General features: G+C 61.3%; 10 protein-coding genes and 3 rRNA genes. All 13 read left to right on the top strand.

Annotation, left to right across the window (positions count from 1 at the left end):
- Nucleotides 1-22 precede the first annotated feature (22 nt).
- The 13 genes from purH (at nt 23) to AACI_RS02165 (ending at nt 17,172) form a co-directional block, all read left to right on the top strand.
- The gene (gene purH / locus AACI_RS02105; RefSeq protein WP_012809829.1) at nt 23-1,591 is read left to right on the top strand and encodes a bifunctional phosphoribosylaminoimidazolecarboxamide formyltransferase/IMP cyclohydrolase; all 1,569 of its coding nucleotides are present in this window, start codon (nt 23-25) and stop codon (nt 1,589-1,591) included.
- 12 nt (nt 1,592-1,603) lie between these two features.
- Complete coding sequence (gene purD / locus AACI_RS02110) at nt 1,604-2,890, top strand: phosphoribosylamine--glycine ligase (RefSeq protein ID WP_012809830.1); 1,287 nt, start codon at nt 1,604-1,606, stop codon at nt 2,888-2,890.
- 75 nt (nt 2,891-2,965) lie between these two features.
- Nucleotides 2,966-3,925 (top strand): EamA family transporter, encoded by a 960-nt coding sequence (locus tag AACI_RS02115; RefSeq protein WP_012809831.1) that lies wholly within the window; start codon nt 2,966-2,968, stop codon nt 3,923-3,925.
- Between the two features lie 380 nt (nt 3,926-4,305).
- Nucleotides 4,306-5,843 (top strand): 16S ribosomal RNA (locus tag AACI_RS02120).
- A gap of 110 nt (nt 5,844-5,953) precedes the next feature.
- Nucleotides 5,954-8,901 (top strand): 23S ribosomal RNA (locus AACI_RS02125).
- Nucleotides 8,902-9,091: 190 nt separating this feature from the next.
- Nucleotides 9,092-9,208: ribosomal RNA gene (rrf, locus tag AACI_RS02130) — 5S ribosomal RNA — on the top strand.
- Together the 16S, 23S and 5S rRNA genes form the textbook arrangement of a ribosomal RNA operon.
- 310 nt (nt 9,209-9,518) lie before the next feature.
- On the top strand, nt 9,519-11,216 hold the full coding sequence (locus tag AACI_RS02135) for an ABC transporter substrate-binding protein (protein WP_012809832.1): 1,698 nt from the start codon (nt 9,519-9,521) through the stop codon (nt 11,214-11,216).
- A 145-nt stretch (nt 11,217-11,361) separates the two neighbouring features.
- The gene (gene menC / locus AACI_RS02140; RefSeq protein ID WP_012809833.1) at nt 11,362-12,495 is read left to right on the top strand and encodes an o-succinylbenzoate synthase; all 1,134 of its coding nucleotides are present in this window, start codon (nt 11,362-11,364) and stop codon (nt 12,493-12,495) included.
- Between the two features lie 175 nt (nt 12,496-12,670).
- Nucleotides 12,671-13,357, top strand: a complete 687-nt coding sequence (gene ftsE / locus AACI_RS02145) for a cell division ATP-binding protein FtsE (RefSeq protein WP_012809834.1) — start codon at nt 12,671-12,673, stop codon at nt 13,355-13,357.
- Nucleotides 13,350-14,237 carry a permease-like cell division protein FtsX gene (gene ftsX, locus AACI_RS02150; RefSeq protein WP_280959725.1) on the top strand — a complete coding sequence of 296 codons (888 nt, stop codon included), beginning with the start codon at nt 13,350-13,352 and terminating at the stop codon, nt 14,235-14,237. Before ftsE ends, ftsX begins: the two co-directional genes overlap by 8 nt.
- A gap of 40 nt (nt 14,238-14,277) precedes the next feature.
- On the top strand, nt 14,278-15,567 hold the full coding sequence (locus AACI_RS02155; protein ID WP_012809836.1) for a PDZ domain-containing protein: 1,290 nt from the start codon (nt 14,278-14,280) through the stop codon (nt 15,565-15,567).
- A gap of 14 nt (nt 15,568-15,581) precedes the next feature.
- Nucleotides 15,582-16,379 carry a flagellar motor protein gene (locus tag AACI_RS02160; RefSeq protein ID WP_012809837.1) on the top strand — a complete coding sequence of 266 codons (798 nt, stop codon included), beginning with the start codon at nt 15,582-15,584 and terminating at the stop codon, nt 16,377-16,379.
- Nucleotides 16,357-17,172: a flagellar motor protein MotB gene (locus AACI_RS02165; RefSeq protein WP_012809838.1), complete on the top strand. Its 816-nt coding sequence runs from the start codon at nt 16,357-16,359 to the stop codon at nt 17,170-17,172. The genes AACI_RS02160 and AACI_RS02165 overlap by 23 nt, the downstream gene beginning before the upstream one ends.
- Nucleotides 17,173-17,256: the final 84 nt, after the last annotated feature.

Below are 17,256 nucleotides of genomic sequence, written 5' to 3' on the forward strand. Positions count from 1 at the left end.
AACCGCACAAAGGAGTGGGAACGTGGCGAAACTCGCGCTCGTGAGCGTCTACGACAAGGAAGGCATCGTGCCCTTTTGCGAAGCGTTGCGCCAACTGGGATTTGACATCCTCTCGACCGGCGGCACCGCGAAGTTGCTGGAGCAGTCGGGCGTTCCGGTCACGCCCATCGACGAGCACACCGGCTTTCCGGAAATTCTCGACGGCCGCGTGAAGACGCTCCACCCCAGAGTGCACGGCGGCCTGCTTGCGCGCCGCGACGTGCCCGAACATGTGCGGCAGATCGAGGAGCACGGCATCCGCGCCATCGATCTCGTCGTGGTCAACCTGTACCCATTTGCGAAGACCATTCAGCGCGAGGGCGTGACGGACGAAGAGGCCATCGAGATGATCGACATCGGCGGCCCGGCGATGCTGCGCAGCGCGGCTAAAAATCACGAATTCGTGCTGCCCGTCATCGACCCCGCGGATTACGACCGAGTCCTTCGCGCACTGCGCCAAGGGGAGGTTCCGCGCGCGCTGCGCCGCGAGCTCGCCGCGAAGGTGTTTCGGGCGATTTCCCGCTACGACGCGCTCATCGCCGACTACCTGGCGGGCCATCTCGACCCAAGCGCTGAGGTCGCGGAAGATTGGCCGCAGGTGTTCCACGTGACGGGCGTCGCGAAGCAGGACCTGCGCTACGGCGAGAATCCGCACCAGCGCGCCCAGTTTTACATGGAGCCGAACGCCACGAAGGCCACCATTGCGCGCGCGGATCAGCTTCAGGGCAAGGAACTCTCCTATAACAACATTCAGGACGCCGACAGCGCGCTTCAGATCCTGCGTGCGTTCGACGACTTCGAGCAGCCCGTCGCGGTGGCGGTGAAGCACATGAATCCGTGCGGGATTGGCCGGGGCGAGACCCTCGAGCAGGCGTTTGAGCGGGCGTACGAGGCGGATCCCGTCTCCATCTTCGGCGGCATTGTCGCGTTGAACCGCGAGGTGGACCGCAGGCTGGCGGAACGGCTCGCCGGCATCTTCCTCGAGATCGTCATCGCGCCGTCGTTCACGGAGGAGGCGCGCGAGGTTCTTGCCAAGAAGAAGAACCTGCGCCTATTGACGGTCGACATGTCGCAGCCCCTGTGGCGCCCGGGCGACGTCACGTTCCGGCGCGTGACGGGTGGCTTCCTGGCGCAGACGGTCGATCTCGCCAAGCCCATCGATGCGCGCAGTTGGCGCGTGGTGACGAAGCGGACGCCCACGGACGCCGAGTACGAGGCGCTTCGCTTCGCGTGGCGAGCCGTGCAATTCGTCAAGTCGAACGCCATCGTCGTGGCGGAGCGAGACAAGACGCTCGGCATCGGCGCAGGGCAGATGAACCGCGTCGGCGCGGCCGAGATCGCCCTCAAGCAGGCGGGGGCGCGCGCGAAGGGCGCGGTGTTGGCGTCGGACGCGTTCTTCCCGATGCGAGACACCGTCGACGCCGCGGCGCGCGCAGGGATTGCGGCCATCGTCCAGCCGGGCGGCTCCATCCGCGACGAGGACAGCATCGCCGCGGCGGATGAAGCCGGGATCGCGATGGTGTTCACCGGCGAGCGGCATTTCTTGCACTGAGGGGGAGAATCCATGGCAAACGAAGTGCGGCGCCCGCGCGTGCTCGTCGTCGGCCAAGGCGCTCGCGAGCACGCCATCGTCTGGAAGCTGGCGCAGAGCGCGAGCCAGCCGGAGCTGTACGCGGCGCCAGGAAACCCGGGCATGGCGGCGTGGGCCGAGACGGTGCCCATCGCCGCGTCTGATCACGGCGCCTTGGTCCAATTCTGCCGGGACAAAGGCGTGGACCTCGTCGTGGTGGGCCCCGAGCAGCCGTTGGCCGAAGGCTTGGCAGACGTGCTCGCGGAGGCGGGCATCCCGGTCTTCGGCCCGAGCCGCGAGGCGGCGCAGCTTGAGGCGTCCAAAGCGTTTTCCAAGCGCGTCATGGAGGAGGCGGGCGTGCCGACCGCGCGCCATCGGACGTTTTCGGACGTGGAGGAGGCGCGCGCGTACGTCCGGGCACAAGGGGCGCCCATTGTCGTCAAGGCGGACGGGCTTGCGGCGGGGAAAGGCGTCGTGGTGGCAGAGACCGTCGCCGAAGCGGAGGCGGCGCTCGAGGAGATGCTCGTCGGCGGGCGGTTCGGCGCGTCCGGCCGGCGCGTCGTGATCGAGGAATTTATGAAGGGCGTGGAGCTATCGCTCATGTACTTCGTGGACGCCCACACGGCCGTGCCGATGCTCCCCGCGCGCGACTTCAAGCGCCTGTTGGACGGCGATCGCGGCCCGAACACGGGCGGCATGGGCGCGTTCTCGCCCGTGCCCCGCGTGACGCAGGACGTGATCGACCGCGTCACCCGAGAGATTGTGCGGCCGACGCTGGCGCGCCTGCGTGAGGTGGGCGTGGTGTACCGCGGCGTGCTGTACGCAGGGCTGATGCTGACCGATGAAGGGCCGAAGGTGGTGGAGTTCAACTGCCGCTTCGGCGATCCGGAGACCGAGGTGGTCCTGCCGCTTTTCGCGGGTGACCTGTTCGAGGTCATGTGGGCGGTGGCGCACGATCGCCTCGATCCCGCCATGGTTTCGTGGCGCCAGGACGCGGCGGTGTGCGTGGTCATGGCGAGTGCGGGGTATCCCGCGTCGTCGGAGACGGGTACGCCCATCGATCTGCCTGCCGCGCTTCCGGAGGGCGTGACGGTGTTTCACGCGGGGACGCGCCTCGGTGATGGCGGGCGCCTCGAGACCGCCGGCGGCCGGGTGCTGACCGTCACCGCCGTCGCGCAGGATGTCCCAGGCTCGATCGACCGCGCCTACACGGCGGTCTCGTCGATTCACTTTAGCGGAGCGCAGTATCGCCGCGACATCGCACATAATTGGCAATCTTAGCAATGTGCGCTATCCTTATCTGCGGAGCGGCGGTCGGTGCCCTGCCGGCCGCCTTTCTGCGGAGGAGGGATCGCGTTGTACGCCATCATGATGCTCTGCGCGGCGGCGATGTACGGGCTCGTCTCGCCCGTGTTGCGCATCGCGTACGCGGCTGGGCTCGATCCCGCCACGGCCACCGACGCCCAGTACGCCATCGCGGCAGTGTGCCTCTGGCTCGTCGCGCTCGTTCGGCACCGGGGCAAGCGGATCGATCGCCGCCAGTGGATGCTCATCGTGCTCATCGGCCTCATGAATGCGCTCTTTTGCTACACGTATTACCGGGCGCTCGCCGTACTCCCGGCTTCTCTCGCCATCGTGTTCATGTTCCAGTTCGTGTGGATGGCGACGCTGATCGACGCGGCCTGGCACCGCCGCTGGCCGGGTCCTGCGAAGTGGCTCGGACTCATCCTCATCCTCGGCGGCACCGTGCTCGCGGTTGGCGCAACCGGCGCATCGTGGAAGGACGTGCCCGTGGGCGCCGCCCTGCTCGGCCTCGGCGCCGCGCTCGCCTATGCCGTCAATCTGACCGTCTCCGCGCACAACGATCCCGCCGTCTCTCCCGAGCTCCGCTCCGCACTGGTCATCACCGTCGCCGGCATCGCCGTGCTCTCCGTGTTCCCGCCCGGCACGTTTGTGCATCATCTCGTTGCGCGGCCTTCCATCACCCTCTTCTGGGGCTTTTGGATCGCGCTCTTGAGCCAGGTGCTGCCGACGCTCTTTGCCCTCATCGCCATCCCGCACATCGGGGGGCGCATGGCGGCCGTGCTCGGCACGCTGGAGTTGCCCGTGGCCGTCGTCGGCGCCTGGCTCATGAATGGCGATCACGTCTCACCCCTTCGCTGGCTCGGCGTGCTCCTCATTCTCGCAGGCATGGTGGTGAGTGAGGCGATGAGTAGAGAAAAAGGGCCGGCGGCCGAAGCGGCAAGTGCGCAACAATTGGGTGTGCGTTGGCGCCGCGGTCGAGCCTTGAAGTGGCGAGAGGCGCCAAAGCGCTGACGGCTGAGAAGTGGAGACGGCCAGAGGCCGAGGTTCGCGTCCAACTGCTGGGATACCTTAAGCGGGATGCGGGGTGACGGGCGCTGCCTGATAAGCGGCGCCTTGACGGCGATGCTTGTTCATCCGCTCCGGTGCTCGCGCTCCGGTGCTCGAAGTGCGGAAGCGCGAGAACGGGCGAAATCGCCGAGACGTCTGGGGTTCCATAAAATTCATGTTCGTTTTGTGTTGACACGGGACATTCATCGGTGTTAATATCATTCTCGCCGCCCGCGAGGCGGCACGAAATCCGCGCGGTGGCGCGGGATTCGCTCCTTGAAAACTAAACACACGAGACCACCAAGCCCGTGAGTCTTTGTGACCACAGGTCAGGATAAAGCACTTGGATTGAGAGTTTGATCCTGGCTCAGGACGAACGCTGGCGGCGTGCCTAATACATGCAAGTCGAGCGGACCTCTTCGGAGGTCAGCGGCGGACGGGTGAGGAACACGTGGGTAATCTGCCTTTCAGACCGGAATAACGCCCGGAAACGGGCGCTAATGCCGGATACGCCCGCGAGGAGGCATCTTCTTGCGGGGAAAGGCCCGATTGGGCCGCTGAGAGAGGAGCCCGCAGCGCATTAGCTCGTTGGCGGGGTAACGGCCCACCAAGGCGACGATGCGTAGCCGACCTGAGAGGGTGACCGGCCACACTGGGACTGAGACACGGCCCAGACTCCTACGGGAGGCAGCAGTAGGGAATCTTCCGCAATGGGCGCAAGCCTGACGGAGCAACGCCGCGTGAGCGAAGAAGGCCTTCGGGTTGTAAAGCTCTGTTGCTCGGGGAGAGCGGCATGGGGAGTGGAAAGCCCCATGCGAGACGGTACCGAGTGAGGAAGCCCCGGCTAACTACGTGCCAGCAGCCGCGGTAAAACGTAGGGGGCGAGCGTTGTCCGGAATCACTGGGCGTAAAGGGTGCGTAGGCGGTCGAGCAAGTCTGGAGTGAAAGTCCATGGCTCAACCATGGGATGGCTCTGGAAACTGCTTGACTTGAGTGCTGGAGAGGCAAGGGGAATTCCACGTGTAGCGGTGAAATGCGTAGAGATGTGGAGGAATACCTGTGGCGAAGGCGCCTTGCTGGACAGTGACTGACGCTGAGGCACGAAAGCGTGGGGAGCAAACAGGATTAGATACCCTGGTAGTCCACGCCGTAAACGATGAGTGCTAGGTGTTGGGGGGACACACCCCAGTGCCGAAGGAAACCCAATAAGCACTCCGCCTGGGGAGTACGGTCGCAAGACTGAAACTCAAAGGAATTGACGGGGGCCCGCACAAGCAGTGGAGCATGTGGTTTAATTCGAAGCAACGCGAAGAACCTTACCAGGGCTTGACATCCCTCTGACCGGTGCGGAGATGCACCTTCCCTTCGGGGCAGAGGAGACAGGTGGTGCATGGTTGTCGTCAGCTCGTGTCGTGAGATGTTGGGTTCAGTCCCGCAACGAGCGCAACCCTTGACCTGTGTTACCAGCGCGTTGAGGCGGGGACTCACAGGTGACTGCCGGCGTAAGTCGGAGGAAGGCGGGGATGACGTCAAATCATCATGCCCCTGATGTCCTGGGCTACACACGTGCTACAATGGGCGGTACAAAGGGAGGCGAAGCCGCGAGGCGGAGCGAAACCCAAAAAGCCGCTCGTAGTTCGGATTGCAGGCTGCAACTCGCCTGCATGAAGCCGGAATTGCTAGTAATCGCGGATCAGCATGCCGCGGTGAATACGTTCCCGGGCCTTGTACACACCGCCCGTCACACCACGAGAGTCGGCAACACCCGAAGTCGGTGAGGTAACCCCGAAAGGGGAGCCAGCCGCCGAAGGTGGGGTCGATGATTGGGGTGAAGTCGTAACAAGGTAGCCGTACCGGAAGGTGCGGCTGGATCACCTCCTTTCTAGGGAGAAGGTTTGAGGGCTTGCGGGTATGGATGGTGGCGTGTGTTTAGTTTTGAGGGAGCGAAAGCTCTCTCGAAGGACCTTGGCAAGTGCATAGGGAGTCAGGATAGGTGAAGCTGGGAAGGGCACACGGTGGATGCCTAGGCGCCAAGAGCCGAAGAAGGACGGGGCGAACGCCGATATGCCACGGGGAGCCGTAAGCGGGCTTGGATCCGTGGATGTCCGAATGGGGGAACCCGCTGGCGGGAAGCGCCAGCAGCTTGAGGCCGAAAGGTCTCGAGCGGGGAACCGGGGGAAGTGAAACATCTCAGTACCCCGAGGAAGAGAAAGCAAACGCGATTCCGTGAGTAGTGGCGAGCGAAAGCGGAGGAGCCTAAACCGCATGCGTGGGAAAGGCTGCAGCCGTTGCGCATGCGGGGTTGTGGGGCTGTTTGCGGCGAGCTGCAGGGTAGCCAGCCCGAGTGTACGCGTAGGAGAACGGTCTGGGAAGGCCGGCCAGAGACGGTGAGAGCCCGGTATCCGAAACGCGCGCACGAGGGTGGAAACAGACCCCGAGTACTGCGGGACACGAGGAATCCCGTAGGAATCTGGGAGGACCACCTCCTAAGGCTAAATACTCCTTGGCGACCGATAGTGAACGAGTACCGTGAGGGAAAGGTGAAAAGCACCGCGGGAGCGGAGTGAAAGAGAACCTGAAACCGTGTGCCTACAAGCAGTCGGAGCACCGATGGGTGTGACGGCGTGCCTTTTGTAGAATGAACCGGCGAGTGATGCGGGCGAGCGAGGTGAAGGCGGAGGAGCCAGAGCCGAAGCGAAAGCGAGTCTGAAGAGGGCGCGAGTTCGTCCGCATCGACCCGAAACCGGGTGATCTACCCCTGGTCAGGGTGAAGTGCGGGTAACACCGCATGGAGGCCCGAACCCACTGGCGTTGAAAAGCCAGGGGATGAACTGGGGGTAGGGGTGAAATGCCAATCGAACCCGGTGATAGCTGGTTCTCCCCGAAATAGCTTGAGGGCTAGCGTCAGGGGATGAGTTGTGGAGGTAGAGCGCTGATGGGGTGCGGGGCCCGCGAGGGCTACCAAGCTTCGTCAAACTGCGAATGCCACAATGTCGAGGAACCTGGCAGTGAGACTGCGAGCGATAAGGTCCGTAGTCGAGAGGGAAACAGCCCAGACCCGCAGCTAAGGTCCCGAAGTTCCGGTTGAGTGGGGAACGATGTGGCGCTGCGAAGACAACCAGGATGTTGGCTTAGAAGCAGCCATCATTGAAAGAGTGCGTAATAGCTCACTGGTCGAGTGGCGCTGCGCGGAAAATGGAACGGGGCTAAACCGGACACCGAAGCTCGGGATGGCGACATGGTAGGGGAGCGTTCCATGTGCGGGGAAGCTGAGCCGGGAGGCTTGGTGGAGCGCATGGAAGTGAGAATGCCGGTATGAGTAGCGAAAAGAGGGGTGAGAATCCCCTCCGCCGAAAGCCCAAGGTTTCCTGGGGAAGGCTCGTCCGCCCAGGGTCAGTCGGGACCTAAGGTGAGGCCGAAAGGCGTAGCCGAAGGAGAACAGGTTGACATTCCTGTACCACCGTAGGCGTTTGAGCGAAGGGGTGACGCAGGAGGACGAGGGAAGCGGCCGGATGGAAGGGGCCGTCCAAGCAGCGAGCGTGGGGTGTAGTGAAATGCGCACCCCGAGAAGCGTGAGCTGTGATGGGGAGGGAAGGAAAGTACCGAAGTCCCGACGTTCACACTGCCGAGAAAAGCCTCTAGCGAGCCGAAGGTGCCCGTACCGGAAACCGACACAGGTGGGCGCGTGGAGAACACGAAGGCGCGCGGGAGAACTCTCGTTAAGGAACTCGGCAAAATGGCCCCGTAACTTCGGGAGAAGGGGCGCTCTTCCTGAAGGAAGAGCCGCAGTGAAAAGGCCCAAGCGACTGTTTAGCAAAAACACAGGTCTCTGCGAAGCCGAAAGGCGACGTATAGGGGCTGACGCCTGCCCGGTGCTGGAAGGTTAAGAGGAGGGCTTAGGGGGGAGACCCCCGAAGGTCCGAATCGAAGCCCCAGTAAACGGCGGCCGTAACTATAACGGTCCTAAGGTAGCGAAATTCCTTGTCGGGTAAGTTCCGACCCGCACGAAAGGCGTAACGACTTGGGCGCTGTCTCAACGAGAGACCCGGTGAAATTGTAGTACCTGTGAAGATGCAGGTTACCCGCGGTTAGACGGAAAGACCCCGTGGAGCTTGACTGTAGCCTGATATGGGACAACGGTGTTCCATGTACAGGATAGGTGGGAGACGGAGAAGCTTGGGCGCCAGCCTGAGTGGAGTCGGCGTTGGGATACCACCCTTGGGACACGGTTGTTCTAACCGGCCTTGTGAGAACGCGAGGCGGGACAGTGTCAGGCGGACAGTTTGACTGGGGCGGTCGCCTCCTAAAGGGTAACGGAGGCGCCCAAAGGTTCCCTCAGCGCGGATGGAAATCGCGCGGAGCGTGCAAAGGCAAAAGGGAGCTTGACTGCGAGACGGACAGGTCGAGCAGGGACGAAAGTCGGGCTTAGTGACCCGGTGGTTCCGAGTGGAAGGGCCATCGCTCAACGGATAAAAGCTACCCCGGGGATAACAGGCTGATCTCCCCCAAGAGTTCACATCGACGGGGAGGTTTGGCACCTCGATGTCGGCTCATCGCATCCTGGGGCTGAAGTCGGTCCCAAGGGTTGGGCTGTTCGCCCATTAAAGCGGTACGCGAGCTGGGTTCAGAACGTCGTGAGACAGTTCGGTCCCTATCTGCCGCGGGCGTAGGATACGTGAGAGGGGTTGTCCCTAGTACGAGAGGACCGGGATGAACCGACCGCTGGTGTACCAGTTGTCCCGCCAGGGGCACCGCTGGGTAGCCAAGTCGGGAAGGGATAAGCGCTGAAAGCATCTAAGCGCGAAGCCCGCCTCAAGATGACGTATCCCATTCCGAGAAGGAAGTAAGACCCCTCGAAGACGACGAGGTGGATCGGTCTGGCGTGGAAGCGCAGTGATGCGTGGAGCGGACAGATACGAATCGGTCGAGGGCTTCACCTGCACGACTCCCTATGCACGACGGCAAGGGCCGCAACCCAGAGGCGAAGCGAGACGTGAGCGCGAGAGCTGCAGAAGCAGCGACTCGCAACTCAGCCTTCGCCGATGCGATACAGATGCGAAGCGACATGCGAGCGAGGAGATCTGCAGGCCGAAGGCCGAAGCCCTCCGAGCGAGCATGGAGCGAAGCAGGCCTGGTGACCCTAGCGGAGGGGCAACACCCGTACCCATCCCGAACACGGACGTGAAGACCTCCAGCGCCGAGAATACTGGGAGGGAAGCCTCCTGGGAAGGTAGGTCGTTGCCAGGCGTGAGACAAAGGTCAGGCATAGGAGCCTGGCCTTTTGTCGTATATGCGGAACACCTGCATCTCCGCGCAACCAGAAGCGAAGGGTGGAGTTGAAAAGGCCGTCTGAGCGCCCGACTGGACGAGGATGTGATGATCGCGTCTGGAAACGTAGCCGTGAGTTCGTTGAGAAATCATACAAATAAAGACGAAGAAAATCTCTATATTATGCTTGAAAACGCATACCTAAATCGTTAAGATCACCACTGAACCTTGTGAATGGTTTCGTAGAACGTCAATCCATGATCAAATCATTCAAGGGGGCATTTGAAAAATGCGCGGAGCGAAATCGTGGCTTGTCGGCACCTCTGCGATGGTGGTGCTTGGGGTAGTCGGGTGCGGGACCGGAGCGACCGGAACGACGTCTGTGTCCTCTGGAGCGGCACCGGGCTCAGAAGTGGCGGTGGGAGCAAACGGCGACACCTTGACGGTCATCACAAGCCCGAAGGGGAATTTCGCGGACAACTTTAATCCCTTTGATCCGAGCACGAACGACGGGACGTACGGGAATATCTATGAGACCCTTTTCTATTTCGATAACCTAACAGGGAAGACATGGGATCTCCTTGGGACAAGTTATCATTTTACGAACGGTGGAAAGTCAGTGATCGTTCAGCTCCGCACGAATGCGAAATGGACTGATGGTACTCCGTTCACTGCGAACGATGTGGTTTTCACGTTCAATGAACTCAAGAAATATCCTGACGCGGACACGAACAATGTTTGGTCTGTGCTGTCCGGTGTGCGCGCACTCAACAAGCATGAAGTCGAGTTCACCTTCAAAGACGTCAATATTCCATTCGCGCAGCAATACGTGCTCGGAGGCACGTACATCGTTCCTCAGCACGAATGGAGTTCTCTGGGCGATCCGACGAAGGTAAAAATCACATGGCAGAAGGCGATTGGTACTGGCCCGTTCAGGCTCATCGCATTTTCGCCGCAGCAATACACTTTTGAAGCCAACGGTTTCTACTACAACGGTGTGCCCAAAGTAAAATACGTTCGCTATCCAGCGTACACAAGCAATCAGGCTGCCGACCTGGCGCTCGCGAGCGGCCAGGTGGATTGGGCCGGGATCGACATTCCCGACATTCAAAAGACGTTTGTGGCCGCCGATCCGGCGCATCATCACTACGATTTTCCGCCTGGCGGTGTTGTCGAACTATATCCGAACTGGAATAACCCGCTTCTTGCAAATCTGGCGGTTCGTCAGGCTATCAGCCTGGCCATCAACCGGAAGGCGATTCAGCAAATTGGGGAGACAAATTATTCGGTGCTTCCGGTTCCGACCAGCCTGATTCCTTCGCAGATGTCGTGGCTTGACCCGAACTTGCCAAGCCAGGATCGACAGTTCACCTTGAACGACGAAAAAGCGATTGAAATTCTCGAGAAGGCAGGCTTTAAGAGGAACAGCCGCGGCATTTTCGAAAAGGACGGGAAAGAGCTGTCCTTCAATTTGCTCACGGTGTCTGGATGGAGCGACTGGGACGAAGATGCGCTGCTCATCAAGCAGGAGCTTCAGCCCGTTGGGATCAACATCAATGTCGTCCAACAGCAGTTCAACGCCTATTTCAATTCCATCAATCCGGGCGTCGGTATCAAGCCGAATTACGATCTCGCCTTGTCCTGGACCAATGAGGGTCCGACACCTTATACGATTTACTATGACATGCTCGACTCCAAGGGCAACTGGAATATTGAACAGTATCGAAATCCGCAGGTTGACCAGGCGCTTGCTCAGTTTGCTTCCACGACGAATCCTGCGGTGCAGCGGCAGGCGCTGTATAAGGTCGAGCGGATCGCGGCCGAGGACTTGCCGGTCATCCCCGTTTTCGACGGCGAGCTGTGGTACGAATACAACGACGCGCACTTCACGGGTTGGCCGACGAAGCAAAATATGTGGATTAACCCTGCGCCTTATACGTTCCAGGCGGCTGCAATCATCATGGATCACCTCAAACCGGTGTCCTGAAAAACTCACTGCAGGAATCGAGCCACGGAGCCATGCAAGGGCCCGTGGCTTTTCTCGTATGGCTTGCAACATCTGCGACGTTGCGATATACCTCTGAAATGACTCGAACATGTTCCTACGCTGTGGGGACAAGAGGGGTTCCCGCATGATTCAGACTTGCGTTCTGCACCGCCTGTCTCTGCCGCTCAAGTTCCCGATGCGTACAGCCCACGGACATATCCGCGAGAAGCAGGCCATCCTTGTCCAACTCGTCGATGCCGACGGGATCGAGGGGTGGTCCGAATGCGTGGCGCTCGCGCAACCGACCTACACGGAGGAGTGCACGGACACCGCGTGGGTCATGCTCGTCCATCATCTGGTGCCGAGATTCGCCAGATGGCTACGCGGTGCTGCCCAAGGCGCCGATCCGCGCACGGTCTGCGAGGCTTTTCGCGACGTGCGCGGCAATCGAATGAGTGTGGCTGCACTGGAGATGGCGGTCTGGGATTGGTACGCGGCGAGGACCGGGCAACCTCTGGCCAGCCTGCTCGGGGGCGGCCGAGATCGCGTGGAAGTCGGCGCGACGCTCGGGCTGCCGGAATCGCTGGATGCGCTTATCCGCTCCGTCGACAGGGCGGTGGAGCAGGGGTTCCGCAGAGTGAAACTTAAGATTGCGCCGGGGCGGGATCAAGCACTCATCGAGGCGGTCCGCCTGCGTTATCCGGACCTCGCCATTGCGGCGGACGCCAACGGGAGCTATCGCCCAGAAGATGCTCCCATGCTCCAACAGCTCGACGTATACGGTCTGCAATTTATCGAACAGCCGCTGCCAGAAGACGATTGGTTCGATTTGGCCGACCTACAGGACTCGTTGCGAACTCCAATTTGCCTCGATGAAAGCGTCCGCTCCGTGCGAGAGCTGAAGCTCGCGGCTCGGCTCGGCTCGGCTCGCGTGCTAAATGTGAAACCTGGGCGGCTGGGTGGCTTTGGAGCGACGCTGCGGGCTCTTGACGTGGCGGGTGAGGCAGGCATGGCTGCTTGGGTTGGGGGGATGTATGAAACGGGCGTCGGGCGCGTGCACGGGCTAATTGCCGCTTCACTGCCTCTGATGCGGTATGCGACCGATCTCGGTCCGAGTGATCGATACTTCGAACGTGATGTCCTGAAGGAGCCCATTGCGTTCGTCGAACCAGGGGTGATCCAGGTCCCGCAATGCGCCGGCGTGGCGGATTGGGTCGACCGCGACGCCGTGCGCCGGTTTTCGACAGCGACCTGGACGGTTGACCTGAGAACGCTCTGAGTCAAGTTCGCATCTTGGACACCATTTGCCAACAGGATTTTTGGCGCGCGGTGTCGAAGTGGGTCAGTATGTGTCGTGGGGGTCGAATGTGCACCGGGGCAAAAAGGTCACACGTGGACAGACGAGAGAGAAGAACATGGTCACTACATCATGGGATGAGGGGTAGATCCGCACAGTGATTGAAATGCAGGACGTCTGGAAGGAGTATCCCAACGGGACCCAGGCCCTGAATGGCATTTCGGTTCGTATTCAGAAGGGCGAGTTCGTGTACATCGTCGGCCCGAGTGGAGCCGGAAAATCGACCTTCATCAAGCTGATGTACCGCGAGGAGCGACCGACGCGCGGACACATCTTCATCAACGGATTTAACATTGAGAAGTTGAAAGATCGCAAAATTCCCCTGTTGCGACGGACCATTGGCGTGGTCTTTCAGGACTTCAAGCTGCTGCCCAAACTGACGGCGGCGGAGAACGTGGCGTTTGCGCTGGAGGTCATCGGCGCGCCGCCTAAGTACATTCGCAAGCGGGTGCGGGAAGTTCTCGAACAAGTGGGTTTGGAAGACAAGATGAACATGTATCCGCATCAGTTGTCGGGCGGCGAGCAGCAGCGAGTGGCCGTCGCGAGGTCGCTCGCGAACAATCCGGCGGTGCTCATCGCGGACGAGCCCACAGGCAATCTGGACCCAGAGACGTCGTGGGACGTGATGCGCCTTTTTCAGCGGATCAACGATCTCGGCACGACCATCGTGATGGCGACGCACAACCGAGAGATTGTCAACACGATGCGCAAGCGCGTCATCGCGATCGAGAACGGCGTGATCGTGCGAGACGAGGAGAAAGGGTATTACGGCTATGATGACTAGGTGGCTGCGGCACGTACGCGAGGGGTGTAAGAACGTCATACGCAACGGTTGGATGTCGTTTGCGGCGCTGAGCGCCGTGATCGTGACGCTGGCGGTGCTCGGCTTTTCGCTGATTCTCACCTTCAACGTGGAGCAGATGTCGAACAGCGTCACGGGGCAGCTCGAGTTCAGCGCGTTCTTGAACGTGAATGCGTCGGAGAAGCAGGGTGAGCAGGTGGCGCAGGAGATTCGCGCCCTGCCGGGCGTGGCGTCCGTGCAGGTGATCTCCAAGAACGAAGGGCTTCAGCAAATGAAACAAGAGCTGGGGCAGGAACTGAGCGACGTGCTGAACGCCTTCAAGCAAAACCCGCTCCCGATTCAGATTGTCGTGAAGCCGCAGGATCCGCATCAGATTGACCGACTGGCCAAAGAGGTGAGCGAGATCCCGGGGGTCGCGGCCGTGCGGGATCCGCACAAGCTCGCGGCCGCCATCTTCCGCACTTTGGCCGTCGTGAGGGATATTGGCATCGTGTTCGTGGTGGGGCTCGTCATTACGTCGATGTTCCTCATCTCGAACACCATCCGCATGACCATCTTTCACCGCCGCAGAGAGATCGAGATCATGAAGCTGGTCGGCGCGACCAACTGGTTCATCCGCTGGCCGTTCATCATCGAGGGCATGATCATCGGGCTCATCGGGAGCGTGATCCCGGTTGCGCTTCTCGTGTACGGCTACCGTTCGCTCTACGCGAAGGCGAAGGGCGTGTTCAGCGGGTTGGCATTTCCGCTTGTCCAGGCGAGTCAGATCGAGGTCAAGCTTGCGGTGATTCTGATCGCCATGGGACTTTTGATCGGCATGTGGGGAGGCGTCATCACCGTCCGGCGCTTTCTCCGCGTGTAGCATGGCTTTCACCGCGGGCTAGAGAAAGGGATACGCTTTCATGCATGTGACGGCGAATGGCTGGTGGGCGCTCGTTGGCCTGTTGCTGCTGAGCTTTGTGCTGAACCCTTATCACTACTTGGCGACAGGCTTCGTCATTTGGGACCTGCTGAGAAACGTGCGCCGAGAACGCGTTTGGTTCGGCGTGCGCGTCACGCGAATCGGGAAGACACTCCTCCTCCGCTACGGCAGGGCGGTTGTCGTGGGCCTCGCAGCAAGCTTTGCGTTGCTTGCGGCCGGGGCCCAGGTGACGATCTCGTCCGCACTGTACGTGTTCATGGTGTCGATTGTGCTCGGCGTGATCCGATCACGGATGGCCGCGGCGCCCATCGCCATCTCGGTCTCCGTTCTGCTTTCCTCGCTGGCGCGCGCCTACCACGGCGCTGTGCCAGCGGGACTTCTGCCTGTCTGGCGGGCCATCGTGGAGATGCCGCAAGCGGATTGGCTGGCCATCGCTGCCGCAGCCGCGCTGTCCGAGGCCGTGCTTGGCCTGTGGGGGACGCGCGACGCCATCCTGCCGGCGCTCGTCACCTCTCGGCGAGGCCGGCGGATGGGCGCGATGAAGCTTCAGTTCGGTTATGTCGTCCCCGTGGTCGTGTGGATCACGCCGCTCGCGCACTCGGAGCTGGTGTTCGTCTCGGGCTGGCATCCTTGGCACGTGCCTTTCGGCCTGCCGCTCGAGTGTTTCGCCGTTCCGCTCGCCCTCGGATGGCACGCTCTGCTGACTTCTCTGCGCGTGGAACGCGTGCTGCGCTACCTGCGTTGGCTCGACTTGCTTCGGGGTGCGATATTGGCAGCCGGGTTCGTGGGCGCCTGCATGTGGCGTCAGCAGTCTGCGCTCTACGCGGCGGCGGCCGGGATCGCCGTGACCGAACTGTTTCGACTGGCCGTACGGCGAATGGATCGGACCCTAGAGCCTCAGTTTGCCCCGGACGGCCAGGGGCTTCGCGTGCTATACGTAATCCGCGGGTCGCTCGCAGAGCGGCTCGGCATTCGGCCGGGAGAACTCATCACGCACGTCAATCAAGCGCCCGTTCGCACGGAATACGACTTTCACTTTGCGCTTGAACAAAACCCGGCGTATGCGCGCTTTCAGATCACGGACGCTCGCGGCGAACCTCGGCTGGTATCAAGCCCCGTGTTTGAAGGAGAGCGCCACGATCTCGGCCTCATCTTCGTCCTACCAGGGGAAGAGCCCGCGCTTCGCTTGAAACGCCCGTTCGGCTTTCTCGAGACGCTGTATCTGCGCGTACCAGGCGGTGTGAGGCGCGATGACACATCTCGCTCGTAGAGGGAGGCGTTCGGATGGACCTTGCAACGGTACTCGGCTTGCTGCTCGGCATTGGCGGTCTTCTCGGGGGGTACATCCTCGACAAGGGCAACATCGCCGCCCTGATCCAGCCTTCGGCCATGATGATCGTCTTTGGTGGCACGCTCGGCGCGACGATGCTGTCGAGCTCCCTGAAAGTGTTCCTGTCCCTGCCGAAGTACCTGCGGATCGCCTTCTTCGCACCCAAGCGAGATCCACGCGCGCAGATCGACCAGTTGGTCGATCTCGCCGTCATGGCCCGCCGGGAAGGCATTCTCGCGCTGGAGGACCACGTCAACTCGTTCGATGATGCGTTCATGCGGAACGGCGTCCGGCTGATCGTGGACGGGATCGATCCGGAATTGGTCAAGGACATGCTGCAGACGGAGCTCGCCCACATTGAAGAGCGTCATGAGGTCGGGATCAACATGTTCGAGGCAGCGGGCGGATTTGCGCCGACCATGGGAATCATCGGCACGGTGATGGGGCTCGTGCACGTGCTCGGTAGCCTGAGCGACGTGAGTTCGCTGGGGCCGGAGATCGCGACGGCATTCATCGCGACCCTGTACGGCGTCGCGAGCGCGAACATCTTTTGGCTCCCCGTCGCCAACAAACTGCGGGCGCGATCGCAGGAGGAGATGCTCGAGCGCGAGATGACGCTCGAAGGCATTCTGTCCATCCAGGCCGGCGAGAATCCGAACGTATTGAGGCAAAAGCTTCTCTCGTTCCTGGCGGCGTCCGATCGCGTCGAGAAGAAGGCGGGGGTTCAGAGTGGAGCGGCGCAAGAAGCCTAAGCACAAACAAAATCACGAGCGGTGGCTGGTGACGTACTCCGATCTCATCACCCTGCTTCTCGTGTTTTTCGTCGTGATGTTCGCCATGTCGACCATCGACAAGACCCGCTTCGCGACGCTGGCCGAGTCGCTCTATCAGGCGCTTCATCCCGGCCAGCAGATCCCGCTCAACATGGGCACCACGGCGCTCCTGGAAAGCGGCGATCAAAACAACGGTCAGCAGTTCCCCGACAACCTGCAGAACCCAAACAACCCGTCCAACGCGACGACGCAGAACCAGCAGTCGAACGAGGACCTTACCGACGCGAAGCAACTGGACCTATTGTATCGAGAAATTCAGCAGTATATCGCCAGCCATCACCTGTCGGGCGAAGTTCAGGTCATCGACGAGGCACGCGGTGTGCAGATCACGATGCGCGATGTGGCGCTCTTCAACACAGGCCAGGCCGTGCTACTGCCCAAAGCCAAGGCCATTATCGAGGGGCTGATTCCCTTCTTTAAACAAATCTCGAACGACATCGTCGTGGAAGGCTACACCGACACGCAGCCCATCAACACACCCATCTACCCGTCCAACTGGGAGCTGTCCGCCGCGCGCGCCATGAGCGTCGTGCGCTTCTTGGCCGATCACGGCATCAACCCCACGCGCCTGGCCGGCATGGGCTACGGCCAGTATCATCCGGTGGCGTCCAACGCCACGCCGGCAGGCCGCCAGGCCAATCGCCGCGTGAACATTGTCATCCTGCGCAAGATTTACGCGCCGGGCACCGCTCCCGCCCTCCCCACCAACTGAGACTCGAGTCGCGACGGATGTCGATTCAGAAGCTCCGCTTCTCCGCGCGGGCGCCTCTGTTGGCTGGGGGCCGCTTTCGCGCGA

The sequence above is a fragment of the Alicyclobacillus acidocaldarius subsp. acidocaldarius DSM 446 genome (assembly GCF_000024285.1).
GTDB lineage: Bacteria > Bacillota > Bacilli > Alicyclobacillales > Alicyclobacillaceae > Alicyclobacillus > Alicyclobacillus acidocaldarius.